Here is a 16,785-nt window from a genome sequence, read left to right as displayed (position 1 = left end):
ACACAACGGTAATAAATAAAGGAAAAAGCCTACAAGCGCATAAAAAAGATAATAAATTACAGGCACAAAAAAAGGAGCCATGGGCTCCTTTTCATTACTTATACAAAAACTTAAGCTGCCGCTAGGCCTTCTTTTGCTTTTGCTACAAGCGCTGCGAATGCAACTTGGTCGTAAACAGCGATATCTGCAAGGATCTTACGATCGATTTCTACAGATGTCTTTTTAAGACCATTGATAAAACGGCTGTAAGACAGACCATTTTGACGTGAAGCAGCATTGATACGTGCAATCCATAGTTGACGGAAAGTACGTTTCTTAGCACGGCGGTCACGGTAAGCGTATTGACCCGCTTTAGTAACAGCCTGGAAAGCTACGCGGTAAACACGTGAACGTGCTCCGTAGTAACCTTTCGCTTGTTTTAAAACTTTTTTGTGACGTGCACGTGCGACAACGCCGCGTTTAACTCTTGCCATTTCTAAAAACCCCTATTAAGCGAATGGTAACATACGTGAAACTAGACCATGGTCATTTTTATGAACCATCATCTTAGGACGTAGGTGTAACTTACGCTTAGAAGTTTTCTTAGTCAGAATGTGACGAAGATGCGCTTGTTTACGCTTGAAACCGCCAGAAGCAGTCTTTTTGAAACGCTTAGCTGCGCCTCTGTGACTTTTTAGCTTGTAAGCCATTGCAATAACTCCAATTGTATTGCTTTAAATTTAGTAAGAAGGCGTGAGATATATTGCTATAGCTCCACTTTAAAGGCCTAACTTACTGCTATGTTCCGGTGAAAACCCGATATAAATACCGCAATTTTACTTTAAAACCGGTTAACTCAGGTGGACATTTTCACATCACTTGCAAACCTGAGCTAAATTCGGTGCGTATTATCGCCTAATTATTACTTTTTAGCAACCGGTGCCATCATCATAACCATTTGACGACCTTCAACACGATTTGGGAAAGACTCAACAACTGCTAACTCTTCTAAATCGGTTTTAATACGGTTTAATAATTCGATACCAATTTCTTGGTGAGCCATTTCACGACCACGGAAGCGGATAGTTATCTTAGCTTTATCGCCAGCTTCTAAGAACTTACGTAAGTTGCGCAGCTTAACCTGATAATCGCCTTCATCCGTTCCCGGACGGAATTTGATTTCTTTAATCTGGATTTGCTTTTGCTTCTTCTTCTGCTCTTTTAGTTCTTTGCTTTTTTCAAAGATGAACTTACCGTAGTCCATAACCTTACAAACAGGCGGCTCAGCGTTTGGACTGATCTCTACAAGATCAACACCCGCTGCATCAGCCATAGCTTGCGCGTCTTTTAATGACTGAATTCCAGCTTGTTCGCCGTCGATGTCGATTAAACGAACTTCTAGCGCTGTAATTTCTTCGTTAATACGATTTTTTTGAGCTGTTTGTTGCCCTTTCTTGCCGCCTCTAATGGTACGTTCCTCCAAGAATATCAATAATATAAGCGTGTAGTTGGCCGTTTGTGATTGCCCTACACGCTCGATTTTTACTGTCGATTTTTGATTTCTTCACTGATTTTAGCGATAAAATCATCGACATTAAATTTGCCTAGGTCTTCACCTGTGCGAGTTCGTACTGCTACTTCTTGTTGTTCAACTTCTTTATCGCCAACAACCAGTAAGTAAGGAATACGCTTAAGTGTATGTTCTCGGATTTTAAAGCCAATCTTCTCATTTCTCAAGTCAGCAGCGGCTCTAATTCCAAGTTTATTTAATTTTTGTACAATTTCCTGCACATAAGGTGCTTGTTTATCGGTGATATTCATAATCACCACTTGCTTAGGCGCAAGCCACGTTGGGAATAAACCAGCGTACTCTTCTGTTAAGATACCGATAAAGCGCTCAATAGACCCTAAAATAGCGCGGTGTATCATAACAGGTGTGCGACGTTCGTTATTTTCAGCTACATAAGTAGCGCCCAAACGACCCGGTAATGCAAAATCTAGTTGCACTGTACCACACTGCCACGCTCTGTCTAAGCAATCGTACAAAGTAAATTCAATTTTAGGGCCATAAAACGCCCCTTCACCTGGTAAATAATCAAATTCAATGTCATTTGCTTTAAGTGCGTCAGCAAGTGCAAGCTCTGCTTTGTCCCACATTTCATCTTCGCCAATACGTTGCTCTGGGCGAGTTGAAAGTTTAACTACAATTTTTTCAAAGCCGAATGTTTCATACGTATCGTAAACCATTTTAATACAGGCCGATACTTCATCCATGATTTGCTCTTCAGTACAGAATACATGCGCATCATCTTGGGTAAAGCCACGCACACGCATTAAACCGTGAAGTGCGCCTGATGGCTCGTTACGGTGACAACAACCAAACTCAGCCATACGCAGTGGTAAATCACGGTATGATTTTAAACCTTGGTTAAATATTTGTACGTGACCTGGACAGTTCATTGGCTTGATTGCGTATTCACGCTTTTCAGACTCCGTGGTAAACATGGCTTCTGAATATTTTTCCCAGTGACCTGATTTTTCCCATAACGAACGATCCATCATCATTGGACCTTTTACTTCTTCGTATTGGTACTCACGTAATTTTTCACGCACAAATTCTTCTAATTCACGGTAAATGCTCCAACCATCGTTGTGCCAAAATACCATGCCTGGCGCTTCTTCTTGCCAGTGCCATAAATCAAGTGCTTTACCGATACGACGGTGATCGCGCTTCTCAGCTTCTTCTAAACGCTTTAAGTACGCTTTAAGTTGCTTTTTATCGCCCCACGCTGTGCCGTAAATACGCTGCAGCATTTTATTTTCAGAATCACCACGCCAGTATGCACCTGCTACCTTCATAATTTTGAAGTTTTGACAGAATTTCATGTTAGGAACATGTGGTCCACGACACATATCTACGTATTCTTCGTGGTGGTATAAACCTGGGCGATCATCTTGAGCAATATTTTCGTCAAGAATTTCTATTTTGTATGTTTCGCCACGCGCCGCAAACGTATCGCGTGCTTCTTGCCAGCTAACGGTTTTTTTCACTACATCGTAGTTTGTTTTTGCAAGCTGTAACATACGCTTTTCAATAGCATCAAGATCATCTTGAGATAACGAATGTTCCATATCAATATCGTAGTAAAAACCGTTATCAATTGTTGGACCAATCGCCATTTTTGCATCAGGAAAAAGTTGTTTAACAGCATGACCAATTAAGTGCGCACACGAGTGGCGAATAATTTCTAAACCATCGTCATCTTTTGCTGTAATAATTTCAAGACGAGAGTCGGCTGAAATTAAATCACATGCATCCACACGTTCGCCATTAACACGGCCGGCGATGGTTGCTTTAGCAAGACCAGGGCCAATATCGTTTGCAACATCAAGCGTGCTTACAGGGTTTTCAAAACTACGCTGACTACCGTCAGGGAGAGTAATAACTGGCATTATAAATCCTTACATACAGTGGTGACACCTACAATGTATCACGTGTATTTTTTAATTAATTAAATGAGAATGACTCGACAACGCTTTTACGAATAAGCATTGACTATTTTTCGCCCTCAAAGGCTAATGTAGATGCTGAGTCTGCTCAACTACAAAAAAGATATTGTCGCGTGCTGCAGCGTTAATTACAAGTTTTAAGCTACTAAAAACCACGCATTTTTAACATAAATGTGCAATTAATAATTTTTCTTCAGTCACGCCGCATCAAATTAACGTAAAGCACTATATTAAAGCAGCACACAAAGTGCTTAAACTCGCATTTTAATGCGTGTTGCGTATAATAACCGGTAATTAAGTTATAGTAGAGATTAACAATGAGAACATGTGGTGTAGAAATTACCGGTAGCGATGTACTACTTTGTATTTTAAGTAAAGATAACGACGTTTTTGATATTCGTGACGTGCGCCAAACACGCTTTACCTTAGGTAACGGTAACGACACTGAAATAATGCGTAAATTTCAATTTGATTTTGCCAAGTTAATGCAAGATTATCAAATTGATTCGGTTGCCATTCGCGAACGCCAACCTAAAGGTAAGTTTGCTGGCAGCGCTAAAGGATTCAAAATGGAAACCGCTATTCAGTTAATCGATAATCTCGATGTACGCGTGTTTTCAACCACCGAAATAAAAGAACAAGTAAAACGTAATCCGATACCTATCGCGTTTGAAGACACCGGTCTTAAAAAGTATCAAGAAAATGCATTTGTTAATGCTTACGTTTACATCATGAAAAAAACGTATCGCAGCGACGAAATGTAAATTAATTACATCCTTATAAAAACGCGTATTCGCTAGAGAGTACGCGTTTTTTTGTCTTTAAATTCTACATAAAAACAGCAATACCAATTCGCTTAACTAAGTGATCTAATTTTGAGGGAGGAAAATCGTGTCGATATCAAAGCAAAAATTTCGTTAGGTAGTTGTTCTAAATGAGAAATTTTTTACACAGCTAGCGTCTGATTTGCCCCCTCAAAATGATTTAGTATTATTGCCGATTGGTATAATACATTAGTCTAACCCTCTTCCTTTTGTCGACAATTCGTGTTTATTTAAACAGCAGGCCTCTCAAAAATAAAAACATGGAGTATGTCATGAAAGCGACACAAAAAGTGATAAAAGAAGTAGAGCAAATAAACACTATACCGCTATCAAACAGCTATTTTAAAGGAATTCAGAGCACACCACTAGTAGAACAAACCATAGGCGATTACTTTGACGGCATTGTCGACAATAACCCAGACGCTCTGGCCGTAGTCGTTGCCCATCAAAATATACGTTTGAGCTATAAGCAATTTCAACAGCAGATTAATCAACTTGCTATGGGGTTACTGGCTTTAGGGGTAAAACCTGGTGAACGGGTCGGTATTTGGTCACCGAACAATATACAGTGGTGCTTAACACAATTTGCCACCGCTAAAATAGGTGCCATTATGGTATGCATTAACCCAGCGTATCGTCCCAGTGAACTGCAATATGCACTAAACAGTGTGGAGTGTTCTACGCTTATTACCGCCACTGAATTTAAAGGCAGCCACTATATTAATATGCTGCAAAGTTTAGCTCCTGAGCTTAGCGGTTGTAACAAAGGTGAGTTAACCGCAGTCAAATTACCCACTTTAAAAAATGTAATTTGTATTGGTGATGAACCCGTCGATGGGATGTTTTCCTTTAATGAGGTTATGAGCATGCCCACCGATGCACATAAATTAGAACTGCAAGCGGTGGCCAAAACCCTCGATTGCAATCAAGATATCAATATTCAATTTACCTCTGGCACAACAGGAAACCCTAAAGGGGCTACGTTGACGCATAAAAATATATTGAATAATGCGCTTTTAGTCGCACAAGCTATGCACTTTACTGAGCGCGATAAGCTCTGTATTCCTGTTCCGCTATATCACTGCTTTGGCATGGTATTAGGCAGTTTATTGTGTGTCAGTAAAGGGGCCGCTGCAATTTATCCAAGTGATTCTTTTGATCCAAAAACTACATTAGAGGTGGTACAACAAGAAAAATGCACCGGCCTTCATGGTGTACCCACTATGTTTATAAGCGAGTTAGAGCTTAATAACTTTAACGAGTATGACTTAAGTACACTGCGAACGGGTGTTATGGCAGGCTCAACTTGTCCTGAACAGGTGATGCGTAAAGTACAAACACTCATGAATATGAATCAGGTGGTAATTGCCTATGGGCAAACAGAATGCAGCCCAATTAATAACATTACCGAAACCGACTCTTCTATTGAGCGTCAAGTCACTACGGTTGGCCGAGCACTTGCACACACCGAAGTAAAAATTATTGATGAGGTTGGTGACATTCAAAAAATCGGGCAGCCTGGTGAAGTATGTAGCCGTGGGGCCGGCATTATGCGTTGCTACTGGAATGATGAAGAGAAAACCAAAGCTACTATCGACAATGACGGCTGGCTGCACTCGGGCGATTTAGGGGTAATGGACAGTGAGGGCTTTGTCAGCATTGTTGGCAGAATTAAAGACATGATTATTCGTGGTGGTGAAAACATTTATCCGCGTGAAATTGAAGAAGTGCTTTACACCTATCCGGGTATACAAGACGCCGCTATTTTTGGCATTAGTGATGAAAAATTCGGTGAAGAAGTCTGTGCTTGGATCCAGCCTAAAGAAGGTGAAGTGCTTGATGAGCAGGCAATTCGTCTGTTTTTAAAGGACAAACTCGCCTACTTTAAACAACCTAAATACATTCGCTTTGTTGAAAATTACCCGATGACGGTAACCGGCAAATTGCAAAAATTTAAAATGCGTGAACAAATGCAAGAAGAGCTCGCCGAGTCTGCATTTTCGTAATCCGATTCAATGCGAAGCACTATCGGCTTAGTGCTTTGCATTGTCTTACTCAATTTCAGGTTGTTTAGGGTCAACAAAATCGGTAATACTGATATTTCGTCCTGCATTTTTAGCTTTATAAACCCCTACATCAGCTGTTGCTAACAATGATTTTATTGAAGGTCTGTATGTCGTGTATTGATCAATTGCAATACCGGCAGAGACAGTAATACGGTTAAAAGGTGAATATTGGTGTGCAATGGGGTCGTCTGCGAAGCACTTAGGTAAGTCACTTAACCAATCTAGCTCATTCGCTAGCAATGTTTTTACTAATATGAATTCTTCACCACCAAAGCGCACCACAATATCAGCGTCACAATGTTTTAATCGGTTTGCTACTGCTATTAGTACGTTATCTCCCTCTAAGTGGCCGTAGTTATCGTTATATTTTTTAAAATAGTCGATATCAATCATGGCTAACCCTAAATATTGTGATGGCGCTAACTTGTTAATTAATGCTTTACAGCGCCGATCAAAACTATGCCGATTATGCATACCTGTTAACTGATCGGTGTTAGCTTTTTCCGTTTCAAATAACTCCGCTTTATATTGCTTTCTTAATAAGGTATCTAGTTGATATTGCACAATAGCCAATACAATCACCATGCTAAAATAAAAATAAAGTGTCCATACAATCGAAGTAGAAGAAAAAAGCTCAATAAATATCAAGGCAATGCCGATTATTGACCATAAAACCAGTTTATGTCCTAAGTGCAGCATCGGTATGGCTATAAATGCAGCCGCTACAAGCATAGGCCCTCCCTCTTTCAACTCACCGTAACGCTGAACATATACCCAGAAGAAATAACTAAATAAAAAACAAAATAAAACCGCATAAATAAAAAAGCGCGAATGTAAGTACTCTGAACTTAGTGTTTTATTTATAATAATCAGAACTATCGATAGCAATACCATAACTACACGTAAAATTGTTATTGTTGAATTAGCAGGCTCTTGTTGATTAAACCAAGCCATAAAAATAAAAGACAATAAAAAAAGTGTTACAAGGTAGAGTGATGCATCAGCAAGGCGCATTGAGCTTTTATTAAGTTGATTTTGGAAGTCGTGCTCTGTCGCACTTGAAAAATAAAAAATTGCGGGAATAAGTCGCACCTGCACTCTCCTTAATAAGCTCACTGATCCTTATCCAAAGTATAGTTTATTGTTATTAATTAGCGAGTTAAATTTACCTTATTAAATAATATTATACATTATTTTTGCTATATCCTGAACAATTCTTATTCAGGATATAACGAATAAAAGTAGAGAGTTAATTAAATAGCCGAGGCGCTACTATACAACGCCTTGTTCAATCATTGCATCGGCTACACGTCTAAAACCAGCGATGTTAGCGCCTAGTAATAGATTACCAGGCTGATCAAATTCTTTTGCGGTATCGCTTGCTGTTATGAAAATATCTTTCATTATTTGCTTGAGCTTTTCATCAACTTCTTCAAACGTCCAGCTTTGCATACTGGCATTTTGCGCCATTTCTAGTTGGCTGGTTGCCACGCCACCGGCATTAGCCGCTTTGCCAGGGCCATAAGCAATTTTTGCTTCAATAAAGCAATCAATCGCTTCTTTGGTTGAGGGCATATTGGCACCTTCACATACTAATTTACAGCCATTATGAAGAAGCGCTTTTGCATCAGCTTGAGTTAACTCGTTTTGCGTGGCACAAGGGAATGCCGCATCCGCACTGTAGCGCCATACCGTATGACCATCTTGAGGATATTCGTCACGCGGTGTGTAATTAGCTTGAGGATGAGTGTCTAAGTAGTCACTTAAACACCCTCTTGATTGCTCTTTGAGCTGTTTTATCAGCTTTAAATCAATACCATTCTCATCGTATAAAGTGCCTTTAGAGTCACTACAGGTAATTGGCGTTGCATTAAGTTGATATAACTTTTCCATGGCATAGATAGCCACATTACCAGAGCCTGAAATTAAACAGCGCTTACCCGATAAGCTATCGTTACGCTCTTCAAGCATATTATTAGCAAAATAGGCAGCGCCATAGCCAGTGGCCTCTTTACGGGCAAGCGATCCACCCCAAAGTAAACTCTTACCCGTTAGCACCCCTTCATAACGCCCTGTTAAGCGTTTGTATTGACCAAACATATAGCCAATCTCTCTGGCACCTACGCCAATATCGCCGGCAGGTACATCGGTAGTCGGGCCAATATGGCGGTATAGCTCGTTCATAAAGGATTGGCAAAAACGCATAATTTCGCCATCAGAGCGTCCTTTAGGATCAAAGTTCGCACCGCCTTTTCCCCCACCAATAGGCAAACCTGTTAGTGCATTTTTAAAAATTTGTTCAAAGCCTAAAAACTTTATAATGCTGGCATTTACACTCGGGTGAAAACGTAAGCCGCCTTTGTAAGGCCCTAACGCCGAATTAAATTCAATACGGTAGCCTTTATTCACTTGAATATTGCCCTCATCGTCAACCCAAGGCACACGAAACATTAGTTGGCGCTCTGGCTCTACCATTCTTTGAATAATTGCTTGTTGTTGGTAATGACTTGTTTGCGCAAATACAGGTTCAAGTGAGTCAAGCACTTCTTCCACTGCTTGATAAAACTCACATTGCGCAGGGCTCGTTTGTTTTAACTGCGCAATGGTTGTGTGTATATAATTCATATTTATTCTTCCATGTAGGTATTTTTTAATTTGAAATAGGAAAAATGATCAATGCTATTGTTAGTGAAGAAATTAATTATCCGATCATTATTTTCACACTTTAACATCATAGATAAACTGGATGCACGTGTTTGATGTTGAATTAAATTGTTGTTTCTTTTGTATAAAAACTCATTAAAAAAGAATTTATATGCTAAAAACACCCATTTGAATGAATAACACGTTAAAAGTATTAAAAAAATAGTAAAACAAAATACGACTCTACATTTTTACGAGAGCGACAAAATAAACTGCTTTATGAGACTGAAGTTGTAGAAGGATAGACTGATAATTGAGTAAATGTGGAGAGGTCAAAATGGAGGTTGTATTCAACCTCCATAAAATGCATTAAGCTTTTTCGCCATCTGGGCGAAAAGTACGCTGTACACCGGTTAAAAATAAACGCAATATTTGATCGTTACACACACGGTAATGCTTGTTTTCAACTTTACGTGAAAATGCGCTTAGCTCATGTTTACTTAAATCAAAATCAACCAACGCCAAGGTCGCGATCACGTCTTCTGCTTTCATATTTAAAGCAATACGTAGCTTCATAAAAATAATATTGTTGTTCAATTTACTTTCAGGCTCTGGCTGCTCACCTTCACGCTTGCCGCGCTTGGTATTTATAAAACCATTTAAAAATACCGCAAATTCAGTGTCACTTATTGGGGTATACCCAGGCTCGCCCTCTTTAGTTAACCATGCAATCACCTGCTCAGTGCTTACGCTCTGCGCTGCTGCGGCGAAAACATCAACCATAGCTGAATCAGTTAAATCAAAGGTGTAGCGAATACGGCGTAAAATATCGTTATTTGTCAAAGTAAATCCCAAGGTAAATAAGCGCTCAGCAAACAAAAGCTGTTTAGTAGCGGCGCAGTTTATCAGAGTTACACTAAGCACCCTATTAAATACTGTGTTTAATTACCCAATACCTTTGCCGGATCTACGCGTGTTGCTTGCCATGCTGGATATAGCGTAGCAAATATCGCAAGCACAAAGGTGGCTATAACGGTCAACACAATATCTTGCCAAACTAATTTACTGGGCAAAAATTCGATAAAGTACACACCTTCTAGCGGGTTTTCACCCAGTAATAAGCTCAGCCAAGTAAATAGCTCACTAATATTAATTGCTAAAATCACGCCAACAATTGAGCCTAAAAGTACACCCACAAATGCTTGGGTTAAGCCTTGCATGACAAAAGTAGCCAATATGGTACTGTCTTTGGCACCCATGGTTTTTAAAATAGCAATATTGCCTTCTTTTTCACGCACTTCCATTACCAGTGAAGACACAATATTGAAACTCGCCACCGCGATAATTAAAAACACCACAATATAAACAATCGTGCGCACCATTTGAATATCTTGATACAAGCTACCTTGCGTTCTGAGCCAACTCGAAATATACACATAATCGGTAATGGTCTGGCCAACACGAAGCGCTATTTGATGCGCCGAAAACACATCATCAACACGCAAGCGTAACCCTGTTACTTGGCTTTGATCATAGCCTAAGGTTTGTTGTGCTTTGTTAAGATGAATAAAAGCAGCGCTGCTGTCGATTGGTCCGCCCATTTCTATAATGCCGGCAAGCGTGAGGGTAACGCGTTTTGGGGCGAGTAATGACTGGCCTTTTTCACTAATTTGCGGGATTAACAAGGTCACATTATCACCTAATGCGATATTAAGTTGCTTAACAATTTGCTTGCCTAAAATAACATCATCACCTGTTAACTGGCTGACTAATTTACCTTGTGTAAATTGGTTTATGGCTGACACATCACCTTCCAACGAAGGCTCAACACCTCGGATCTCAACCGCTTTTAATTGGCTTTTAAATTGCGCCATCCCATTAACAGCAATAAATGGGGCTGCGCCCGTTACGTGTGGTTGCTGTTTTAACTTTTCGACTTTAGTGGGCCAATCGGCAATCGGCCTACTTGGGGCAACATATTCAACTTGCGGCACTACACTCAATAAGCGATGCACTAATTGCTGCTCAAAACCATTGATCACCGATAACGCCACAATTAACACGGCAACACCAAGTAAAATACCAATAGTGGATGCTTTGGCTATAAAACTTACGAAGGCATTTTTTTCATCTTTATGGCCTGAATAGGCTCTAAAGCGTTTACTAATAAAGGCACTAAGCAACATGGCTAGACTCTTTTATTGATAGTTTACCATCATCTAAGTACGCTATTTTACCCAGCTTATCTGCCAGTTCTAAATCATGAGTCACTACCACAAAGCTGGTGTTTAAACTTTTATTTAACTCATTAATTAAATCGTAAATTTTAATCGCATTTTGCTTATCTAAATTACCCGTTGGCTCATCAGCAAGCACCAGCGCAGGCTCTGTCACTAAAGCGCGTGCAATGGCAACACGCTGACGTTCACCACCAGAAAGAGCCGAAGGCTTATGGCTACTTCTATGTGCAAGGCCTACCTTATCTAGCATGTTAAGTGCTTTCTTTTTGGCTTCTTTCGCGCTCAACCCTTTTATGAGTAATGGCATGGCAACGTTTTCAACCGCACTAAATTCCATTAATAAATGGTGGAACTGATAAATAAACCCTAAGTTTTTATTTCTGAAAGCCGCTTGCTGCGAGCGAGATAACTTAGCAACGTCTTGGTTTTTTATTTTTGCACTACCCGCACTGGCCGTGTCTAAGGTGCCTAAAATATGTAACAAGGTGCTTTTACCTGAACCTGAGCTGCCTACAATTGCCAGCATTTCACCTTGCGTTAGGGCTAAATCAACGCCTTTTAATACCTCAACCTGATTTTGCCCGTCTTGGTACACTTTACTTATTTTTTCACAACTAATTACTAAATCATTCATAACGTAATACCTCTGCTGGGTTTACTTTAGCGGCTTGGCGTGCTGGATATAAAGTCGCTAAAAAGCTCATTGCTAAGCTTAAAACGGCAATAACACTTAAACTAACCACATCAAATTTGACGGGGAGTGAAATTCCCGATAGTAAATTTAAACCAACCAAAGCCAGCAGTTCATTTATATATAAACTTAATAAAAGACCTAAAAAAGCACCCACGGCCGTGCCAATTACTCCGTTATAGAGCCCTTGTACCATAAATACGGTTTGCACTTGGCTTGGTGTGAGTCCTAATGTTTGCAAAATTGCTACTTCGCTTTGTTTTTCACTGACCATCATGGTCAGTGCCGATACAATATTAAATACCGCCACCAGCACAATTAAGCCAAGGAGCATAGACATGATGCGTTTTTCCATCGCAACGGCGGCAAATAAAGTGCCTTGACTGCTTCGCCAGTCGGTGAGTTTAAAGTCATTGAGTATGTGTTGGCTGTCTTGCATAAATTGGTCAAGTGCAAACGGCTCATGCAGTGACACGCTTAAATTAGGTACCGTATTGTTGCTAAGTTTTAAAACCCGTTGTAGTGATACGCCACTGGTAAATGCCAGTCCCATGTCTATTTCAGAGCCAGTTTCATAGATAGCAGCAATTTTAAATAAACGTTGGCTTGGCATGCGCCCAAGTGGGGTGTACGTAGATGCGTTAGGCATAATTACACGTAACTTATCACCTAAACCAACGCCAAGTTTGCGGCTTAAATAACGACTTATTGCAATATTATAATTATTGTTTAGTACATTTTGCCAATTGCCTTGCACTATTTTGTCGGTGATTTTATATAGCGAGCCGTTGTTGTCGTAAAGGCCTTGTAATAACACCCCGTGAAGATCTTTATTGGTTTGCAATATGGCTTCACCGTGGCGATATAAACTAACATGATCAACATACGGTGATTGCTCAAGCGCAGGTTTTAGCGAATTCATTTGCGCTTTGGAGTGATCTTTGGCTTGTATTTCAACGTGAGGAATAAGCCCCAACATATTTGATTTTAAACTACTCTCAAAGCCGTTCATTACACTACTGACCGTAAAAAGCGCCATTAAACCAATCGCTATACCTGCAATAGAAAAAAACGAAATGAACGAAATAAACGCATTGCCTTTAGAGGAGCGGCTATATCTGAGTCCGATAAATAGGCTAACAGGTTGAAACATATTAATTAAAACATTAATGCCAAAAGTGTGGCGTTATAGTAGCACGAACTCAGCGCAATTGAATATCACCATAAATGTAAGAAATAATTTATAAATCTGACACTTGGCTATATTTTAAACAAGCCAGTAAACCCTGCTAAACTTTCAGCCCTGTTACTAAGTAATCAAGTAATACCCGCACATTAGTAGCCACAAATTGCCGTGGCGGATATAGACCCCACACGCCCTCTTGTTGTGGTTGGTATGCAGTTAATATAGGTACTAACTGACCGGATTTAATTTCATTTTCAATATAGTAATCAGGCAACTGAACAATACCCAAACCCTTTATAGCGCCGTCAACCAGTGCCCAGCCGCTATTACAATGCAATCGCCCTGCGACCTTAATATGTTTATCACGATTATTTTCATTTACTCGCCAATAACTACTATTGCCAATTAAACATTGATGATTGTTAAGCTCCCCCAAAGTGTGAGGCTCACCAAAACGCGCTAAATATGCAGGTGAAGCACACATAATAAATCGTCGCGAGCTCAAGCGCCGCGCTTTTAAGCTTGAATCTTTTAAATGGCCTAGTCGAATGGCTAAATCAAAGCCCCCCTCTAATAAGTTTTCTTGCTCGTTAGAGAGCGTTGCGATTACTTCTACCTCTGGGTGATCATGCATAAATGAATGCACAATGGGCATAATAAAACTTTCACCATACATAACCGGTGCTGTTAATTTAATTTTACCTTTAGGTGAGGTTTGTACCGATGCTAAGCCTTGAGTGGCCTCGTCCATTGCGTGCTGTAAATGTTTAACTTGGTGTAAAAACTGCTCGCCCTCTTTGGTTAACACAACCTTTCGAGTGGTACGTGTTAATAATTGCGTATTTAACCGTTGTTCTAGCTTTGTAACATGGCGGCTAATATGAGCAACCGATAAACCTAACGTCTGTGCAGCTTGGGTAAAACTCCCCTCTTCGCCAACAGCAATAAACTCATCAATACCTTCCCAACGCATAATTATTACCATACTGTAAAAGTGTTTTATTAAATTGAAGATTATCATTATCTGAGAAACAAATACAATAACCTCATCACCCAAACAGTATGGGTCTACAATTCATATTCAAACCACTACAAAGGATATACACATGTCTGAATTTATAAAATCAAAAGCAGCGATTGCCTGGGGCCCTAATCAGCCTTTAAGCGTTGAAGAAGTTGATGTGATGATGCCTAAAAAAGGCGAAGTAATGGTCAAAATCACTGCCACTGGTGTGTGCCATACAGACGCTTTTACTTTATCAGGTGAAGATCCTGAAGGTATTTTCCCCGCTATTTTAGGTCATGAAGGCGCTGGGGTGGTTTACGCTGTGGGCGAAGGCGTTTCAAGTGTAGAAGTTGGCGATCACGTTATTCCTTTATACACCGCAGAATGTGGTGAATGTAAAATGTGTACTTCAGGTAAAACAAACTTGTGTTCAGCAGTTCGCGAAACGCAAGGTAAAGGCTTAATGCCAGATGGCACCACTCGCTTTTTCAAAGATGGCGAGCCTATTTACCACTATATGGGTACATCTACATTTTCTGAATACACAGTATTGCCAGAAATCTCATTGGCTAAAGTAAACAAAGAAGCGTCGTTAGAAGAAATTTGTTTATTAGGCTGTGGTGTTACTACCGGTATGGGCGCTGTAACAAATACGGCTAAAGTAAAAGCGGGCGATACCGTGGCTATTTTTGGTTTAGGCGGTATTGGTTTATCTGCCATTATTGGCGCTAAAATGGCTGGTGCTAGCCGTATTATTGGTATTGATATTAATACCTCTAAATTTGACTTGGCGACCAAACTAGGTGCTACCGACTTAATTAATCCAAAAGACTTTGACAAGCCAATTCAAGAAGTCATTGTTGAGATGACCGATGGCGGTGTTGATTACTCATTTGAATGTATTGGTAATGTTGATGTGATGCGCTCTGCGCTTGAGTGTTGTCATAAGGGTTGGGGAGAGTCTGTGATTATTGGTGTAGCCGGTGCTGGCCAAGAAATTTCAACTCGTCCGTTCCAACTTGTTACTGGCCGTGTATGGCGTGGTAGCGCATTTGGTGGTGTTAAAGGCCGCTCACAACTTCCTGAAATTGTGGAGCGTTACATGGCGGGTGAATTTGCGCTAAACGACTTTATCACTCATACCATGAGCCTAGAAGAAATTAACGATGCCTTTGATTTAATGCATGAAGGTAAAAGTATTCGTACTGTAATTCATTACTAATACGCCCATTTCACTTAATTACCATCACAAGCCGTTGCTATTAAGTAACGGCTTTTAAGGATTGTTATGTTAGAAAATATTTCAACCGCTAAAGTAGCTGGCGGATGGCATAAGCAATACAGCCATAGCGCCTCAAGCACTCGTTGTACTATGCGTTTTGCAGTTTTTTTACCGCCAGGCGCCAGTGAAACCAATAAGGTGCCGGTACTGTACTGGTTATCAGGTTTAACCTGTACCGATGAAAACTTTATGCAAAAAGCAGGCGCATTTAAAAAAGCAGCGGAGCTGGGTATCGCCATTGTAGCGCCAGATACGAGCCCACGTGGTGATAACGTGCCAAACGAAGACAGCTATGATTTTGCACAAGGTGCTGGGTTTTACCTTAATGCCACAAAAGCGCCCTACAACACCCATTTTAATATGTATGATTACGTTGTTAATGAGTTACCGGCACTAATTGAGCAACACTTTCCTGTTACAGATAAAAAAGCAATTAGTGGTCATTCAATGGGCGGGCACGGCGCATTGATGATTGCACTTAAAAACCCACAATCGTACACCAGCTCTTCGGCATTTAGTCCTATTGTTAATCCTATGGCGTGTCCGTGGGGTGTAAAAGCATTTACAGGCTACTTAGGCGACGACAAAACAACGTGGGCACACTACGATACTTGCGAATTAATGCAACAAGCCGAGCAAGCTAACTATTTACCTATGCTGGTAAGCCAAGGTGATGCTGATAACTTTTTAGAAGAGCAGCTTAAGCCGCAAAATTTGGTCGATATCGCTAATAAAAAAGCGTATCCGCTGCAGCTCGAAATGCACGCTGGCTACGATCATAGTTACTTTTTTATTAATAGCTTTATAGACCAACACTTATTATTTCATCATCAGTTTTTATCGGCTTAGATTCATTACTGTGTAGAGTAGATTTATCTACTTCTACACATTCTTTTAAGACCTTAGTAACCTGCCTACACTTTTTAATCACACCGTTATCTTCTTTTATAAATTCAATTATGGCTTTATCAGTTTCGTAACCAAGTTTGCTAAAACTAAAACTATCTTTATCCTTTACAAAACTATTAGTGCTATTGATGTTTAACTTGGATCTCGCCGTTTCATCCAAAAATATACCCATTACTGTGCAACCACTTAATACATTTGAAAAGATAATAATTAATAAAATGCGCATGTAAACTCTCGTTGCAAATAAGCCAAATTATATACGACTTAAAAAGGGAGTGTTGTAAAAATATGTAAGCCCCACAATTTTACATAATAGAGTTTGCTTGTGTGGTACGCAGCTGAAATTCATTGCTGGGTAAAAACGCACTTTATTGTGTAAATATTGCTAACGCCACTCATCCCCCTCGATAAAACAAAGGTAACACAATGATTTTATTTAAATTAATACC

At 40.0% G+C, this 16,785-nt stretch carries 16 protein-coding genes; 4 read left to right on the top strand and 12 right to left on the bottom strand.

Features of this window, described 5'->3' with window-relative positions:
- Positions 1–110: 110 nt before the first annotated feature.
- From rplT to thrS, 4 genes are all read right to left on the bottom strand, one after another.
- Complete coding sequence (gene rplT, locus PSM_RS07075) at positions 111–473, bottom strand: 50S ribosomal protein L20 (RefSeq protein WP_008110477.1); 363 nt, start codon at positions 471–473, stop codon at positions 111–113.
- Positions 474–488: 15 nt separating this feature from the next.
- On the bottom strand, positions 489–689 hold the full coding sequence (gene rpmI, locus PSM_RS07070; RefSeq protein WP_004587840.1) for a 50S ribosomal protein L35: 201 nt from the start codon (positions 687–689) through the stop codon (positions 489–491).
- Positions 690–901: 212 nt separating this feature from the next.
- A complete protein-coding gene (infC, locus tag PSM_RS07065) occupies positions 902–1,462 on the bottom strand; it encodes a translation initiation factor IF-3 (RefSeq protein ID WP_008110479.1) in 561 nt (186 codons plus the stop codon).
- Positions 1,463–1,521: 59 nt separating this feature from the next.
- Positions 1,522–3,432, bottom strand: a complete 1,911-nt coding sequence (gene thrS / locus PSM_RS07060) for a threonine--tRNA ligase (RefSeq protein WP_013464859.1) — start codon at positions 3,430–3,432, stop codon at positions 1,522–1,524.
- Positions 3,433–3,806: 374 nt separating this feature from the next.
- Here thrS and PSM_RS07055 point away from each other — a divergent pair, with 374 nt between their 5' ends.
- Together PSM_RS07055 and PSM_RS07050 are read left to right on the top strand one after the other, a co-directional pair.
- Positions 3,807–4,253 carry a DUF3010 family protein gene (locus PSM_RS07055; protein WP_010389888.1) on the top strand — a complete coding sequence of 149 codons (447 nt, stop codon included), beginning with the start codon at positions 3,807–3,809 and terminating at the stop codon, positions 4,251–4,253.
- 332 nt (positions 4,254–4,585) lie between these two features.
- Positions 4,586–6,319: an AMP-binding protein gene (locus PSM_RS07050; protein WP_013464858.1), complete on the top strand. Its 1,734-nt coding sequence runs from the start codon at positions 4,586–4,588 to the stop codon at positions 6,317–6,319.
- Between the two features lie 45 nt (positions 6,320–6,364).
- Here PSM_RS07050 and PSM_RS07045 read toward each other — a convergent pair whose 3' ends face one another.
- The 7 genes from PSM_RS07045 to PSM_RS07015 form a co-directional block, all read right to left on the bottom strand.
- Entirely contained in the window at positions 6,365–7,471 is a 1,107-nt protein-coding gene (locus PSM_RS07045; protein ID WP_013464857.1) for a GGDEF domain-containing protein, read from the bottom strand.
- A 180-nt stretch (positions 7,472–7,651) separates the two neighbouring features.
- Complete coding sequence (gdhA, locus tag PSM_RS07040) at positions 7,652–9,004, bottom strand: NADP-specific glutamate dehydrogenase (RefSeq protein ID WP_013464856.1); 1,353 nt, start codon at positions 9,002–9,004, stop codon at positions 7,652–7,654.
- Positions 9,005–9,391: 387 nt separating this feature from the next.
- On the bottom strand, positions 9,392–9,865 hold the full coding sequence (locus PSM_RS07035; protein ID WP_024601041.1) for a DUF1456 family protein: 474 nt from the start codon (positions 9,863–9,865) through the stop codon (positions 9,392–9,394).
- 98 nt (positions 9,866–9,963) lie between these two features.
- Positions 9,964–11,208 carry a lipoprotein-releasing ABC transporter permease subunit gene (locus PSM_RS07030; RefSeq protein WP_013464854.1) on the bottom strand — a complete coding sequence of 415 codons (1,245 nt, stop codon included), beginning with the start codon at positions 11,206–11,208 and terminating at the stop codon, positions 9,964–9,966.
- Positions 11,198–11,896 carry a lipoprotein-releasing ABC transporter ATP-binding protein LolD gene (gene lolD, locus PSM_RS07025; protein WP_013464853.1) on the bottom strand — a complete coding sequence of 233 codons (699 nt, stop codon included), beginning with the start codon at positions 11,894–11,896 and terminating at the stop codon, positions 11,198–11,200. Before lolD ends, PSM_RS07030 begins: the two co-directional genes overlap by 11 nt.
- Positions 11,889–13,106, bottom strand: a complete 1,218-nt coding sequence (locus PSM_RS07020) for a lipoprotein-releasing ABC transporter permease subunit (RefSeq protein WP_013464852.1) — start codon at positions 13,104–13,106, stop codon at positions 11,889–11,891. Before PSM_RS07020 ends, lolD begins: the two co-directional genes overlap by 8 nt.
- 136 nt (positions 13,107–13,242) lie before the next feature.
- The gene (locus PSM_RS07015) at positions 13,243–14,115 is read right to left on the bottom strand and encodes a LysR family transcriptional regulator (protein WP_029609976.1); all 873 of its coding nucleotides are present in this window, start codon (positions 14,113–14,115) and stop codon (positions 13,243–13,245) included.
- Positions 14,116–14,245: 130 nt separating this feature from the next.
- Between PSM_RS07015 and PSM_RS07010 the strand changes: the two genes are divergently transcribed.
- Positions 14,246–15,367 carry an S-(hydroxymethyl)glutathione dehydrogenase/class III alcohol dehydrogenase gene (locus PSM_RS07010; RefSeq protein WP_013464850.1) on the top strand — a complete coding sequence of 374 codons (1,122 nt, stop codon included), beginning with the start codon at positions 14,246–14,248 and terminating at the stop codon, positions 15,365–15,367.
- Between the two features lie 66 nt (positions 15,368–15,433).
- On the top strand, positions 15,434–16,276 hold the full coding sequence (fghA, locus tag PSM_RS07005) for an S-formylglutathione hydrolase (RefSeq protein WP_013464849.1): 843 nt from the start codon (positions 15,434–15,436) through the stop codon (positions 16,274–16,276).
- Here fghA and PSM_RS07000 read toward each other — a convergent pair.
- The gene (locus tag PSM_RS07000; RefSeq protein ID WP_013464848.1) at positions 16,230–16,562 is read right to left on the bottom strand and encodes a hypothetical protein; all 333 of its coding nucleotides are present in this window, start codon (positions 16,560–16,562) and stop codon (positions 16,230–16,232) included. The genes fghA and PSM_RS07000 overlap by 47 nt on opposite strands.
- Between the last annotated feature and the right edge of the window lie 223 nt (positions 16,563–16,785).

Origin of the sequence: Pseudoalteromonas sp. SM9913 (genome assembly GCF_000184065.1) — a bacterium.
Lineage (GTDB): Bacteria > Pseudomonadota > Gammaproteobacteria > Enterobacterales > Alteromonadaceae > Pseudoalteromonas > Pseudoalteromonas tetraodonis.
Note: the sequence above shows the minus strand (reverse complement) of the source record. Positions and strands in the feature narration are given on the sequence as shown.

Excerpts from the sequence above, each read along its gene's own strand:
- rplT (WP_008110477.1), bottom strand. The coding sequence starts at position 473 with ATGGCAAGAGTTAAACGCGGCGTTGTCGCACGTGCACGTCACAAAAAA.
- rpmI (WP_004587840.1), bottom strand. The coding sequence starts at position 689 with ATGGCTTACAAGCTAAAAAGTCACAGAGGCGCAGCTAAGCGTTTCAAA.
- thrS (WP_013464859.1), bottom strand. The coding sequence starts at position 3,432 with ATGCCAGTTATTACTCTCCCTGACGGTAGTCAGCGTAGTTTTGAAAAC.
- PSM_RS07055 (WP_010389888.1), top strand. The coding sequence starts at position 3,807 with ATGAGAACATGTGGTGTAGAAATTACCGGTAGCGATGTACTACTTTGT.
- PSM_RS07050 (WP_013464858.1), top strand. The coding sequence starts at position 4,586 with ATGAAAGCGACACAAAAAGTGATAAAAGAAGTAGAGCAAATAAACACT.
- gdhA (WP_013464856.1), bottom strand. The coding sequence starts at position 9,004 with ATGAATTATATACACACAACCATTGCGCAGTTAAAACAAACGAGCCCT.
- PSM_RS07030 (WP_013464854.1), bottom strand. The coding sequence starts at position 11,208 with ATGTTGCTTAGTGCCTTTATTAGTAAACGCTTTAGAGCCTATTCAGGC.
- lolD (WP_013464853.1), bottom strand. The coding sequence starts at position 11,896 with ATGAATGATTTAGTAATTAGTTGTGAAAAAATAAGTAAAGTGTACCAA.
- PSM_RS07020 (WP_013464852.1), bottom strand. The coding sequence starts at position 13,106 with ATGTTTCAACCTGTTAGCCTATTTATCGGACTCAGATATAGCCGCTCC.
- PSM_RS07010 (WP_013464850.1), top strand. The coding sequence starts at position 14,246 with ATGTCTGAATTTATAAAATCAAAAGCAGCGATTGCCTGGGGCCCTAAT.
- fghA (WP_013464849.1), top strand. The coding sequence starts at position 15,434 with ATGTTAGAAAATATTTCAACCGCTAAAGTAGCTGGCGGATGGCATAAG.
- PSM_RS07000 (WP_013464848.1), bottom strand. The coding sequence starts at position 16,562 with ATGCGCATTTTATTAATTATTATCTTTTCAAATGTATTAAGTGGTTGC.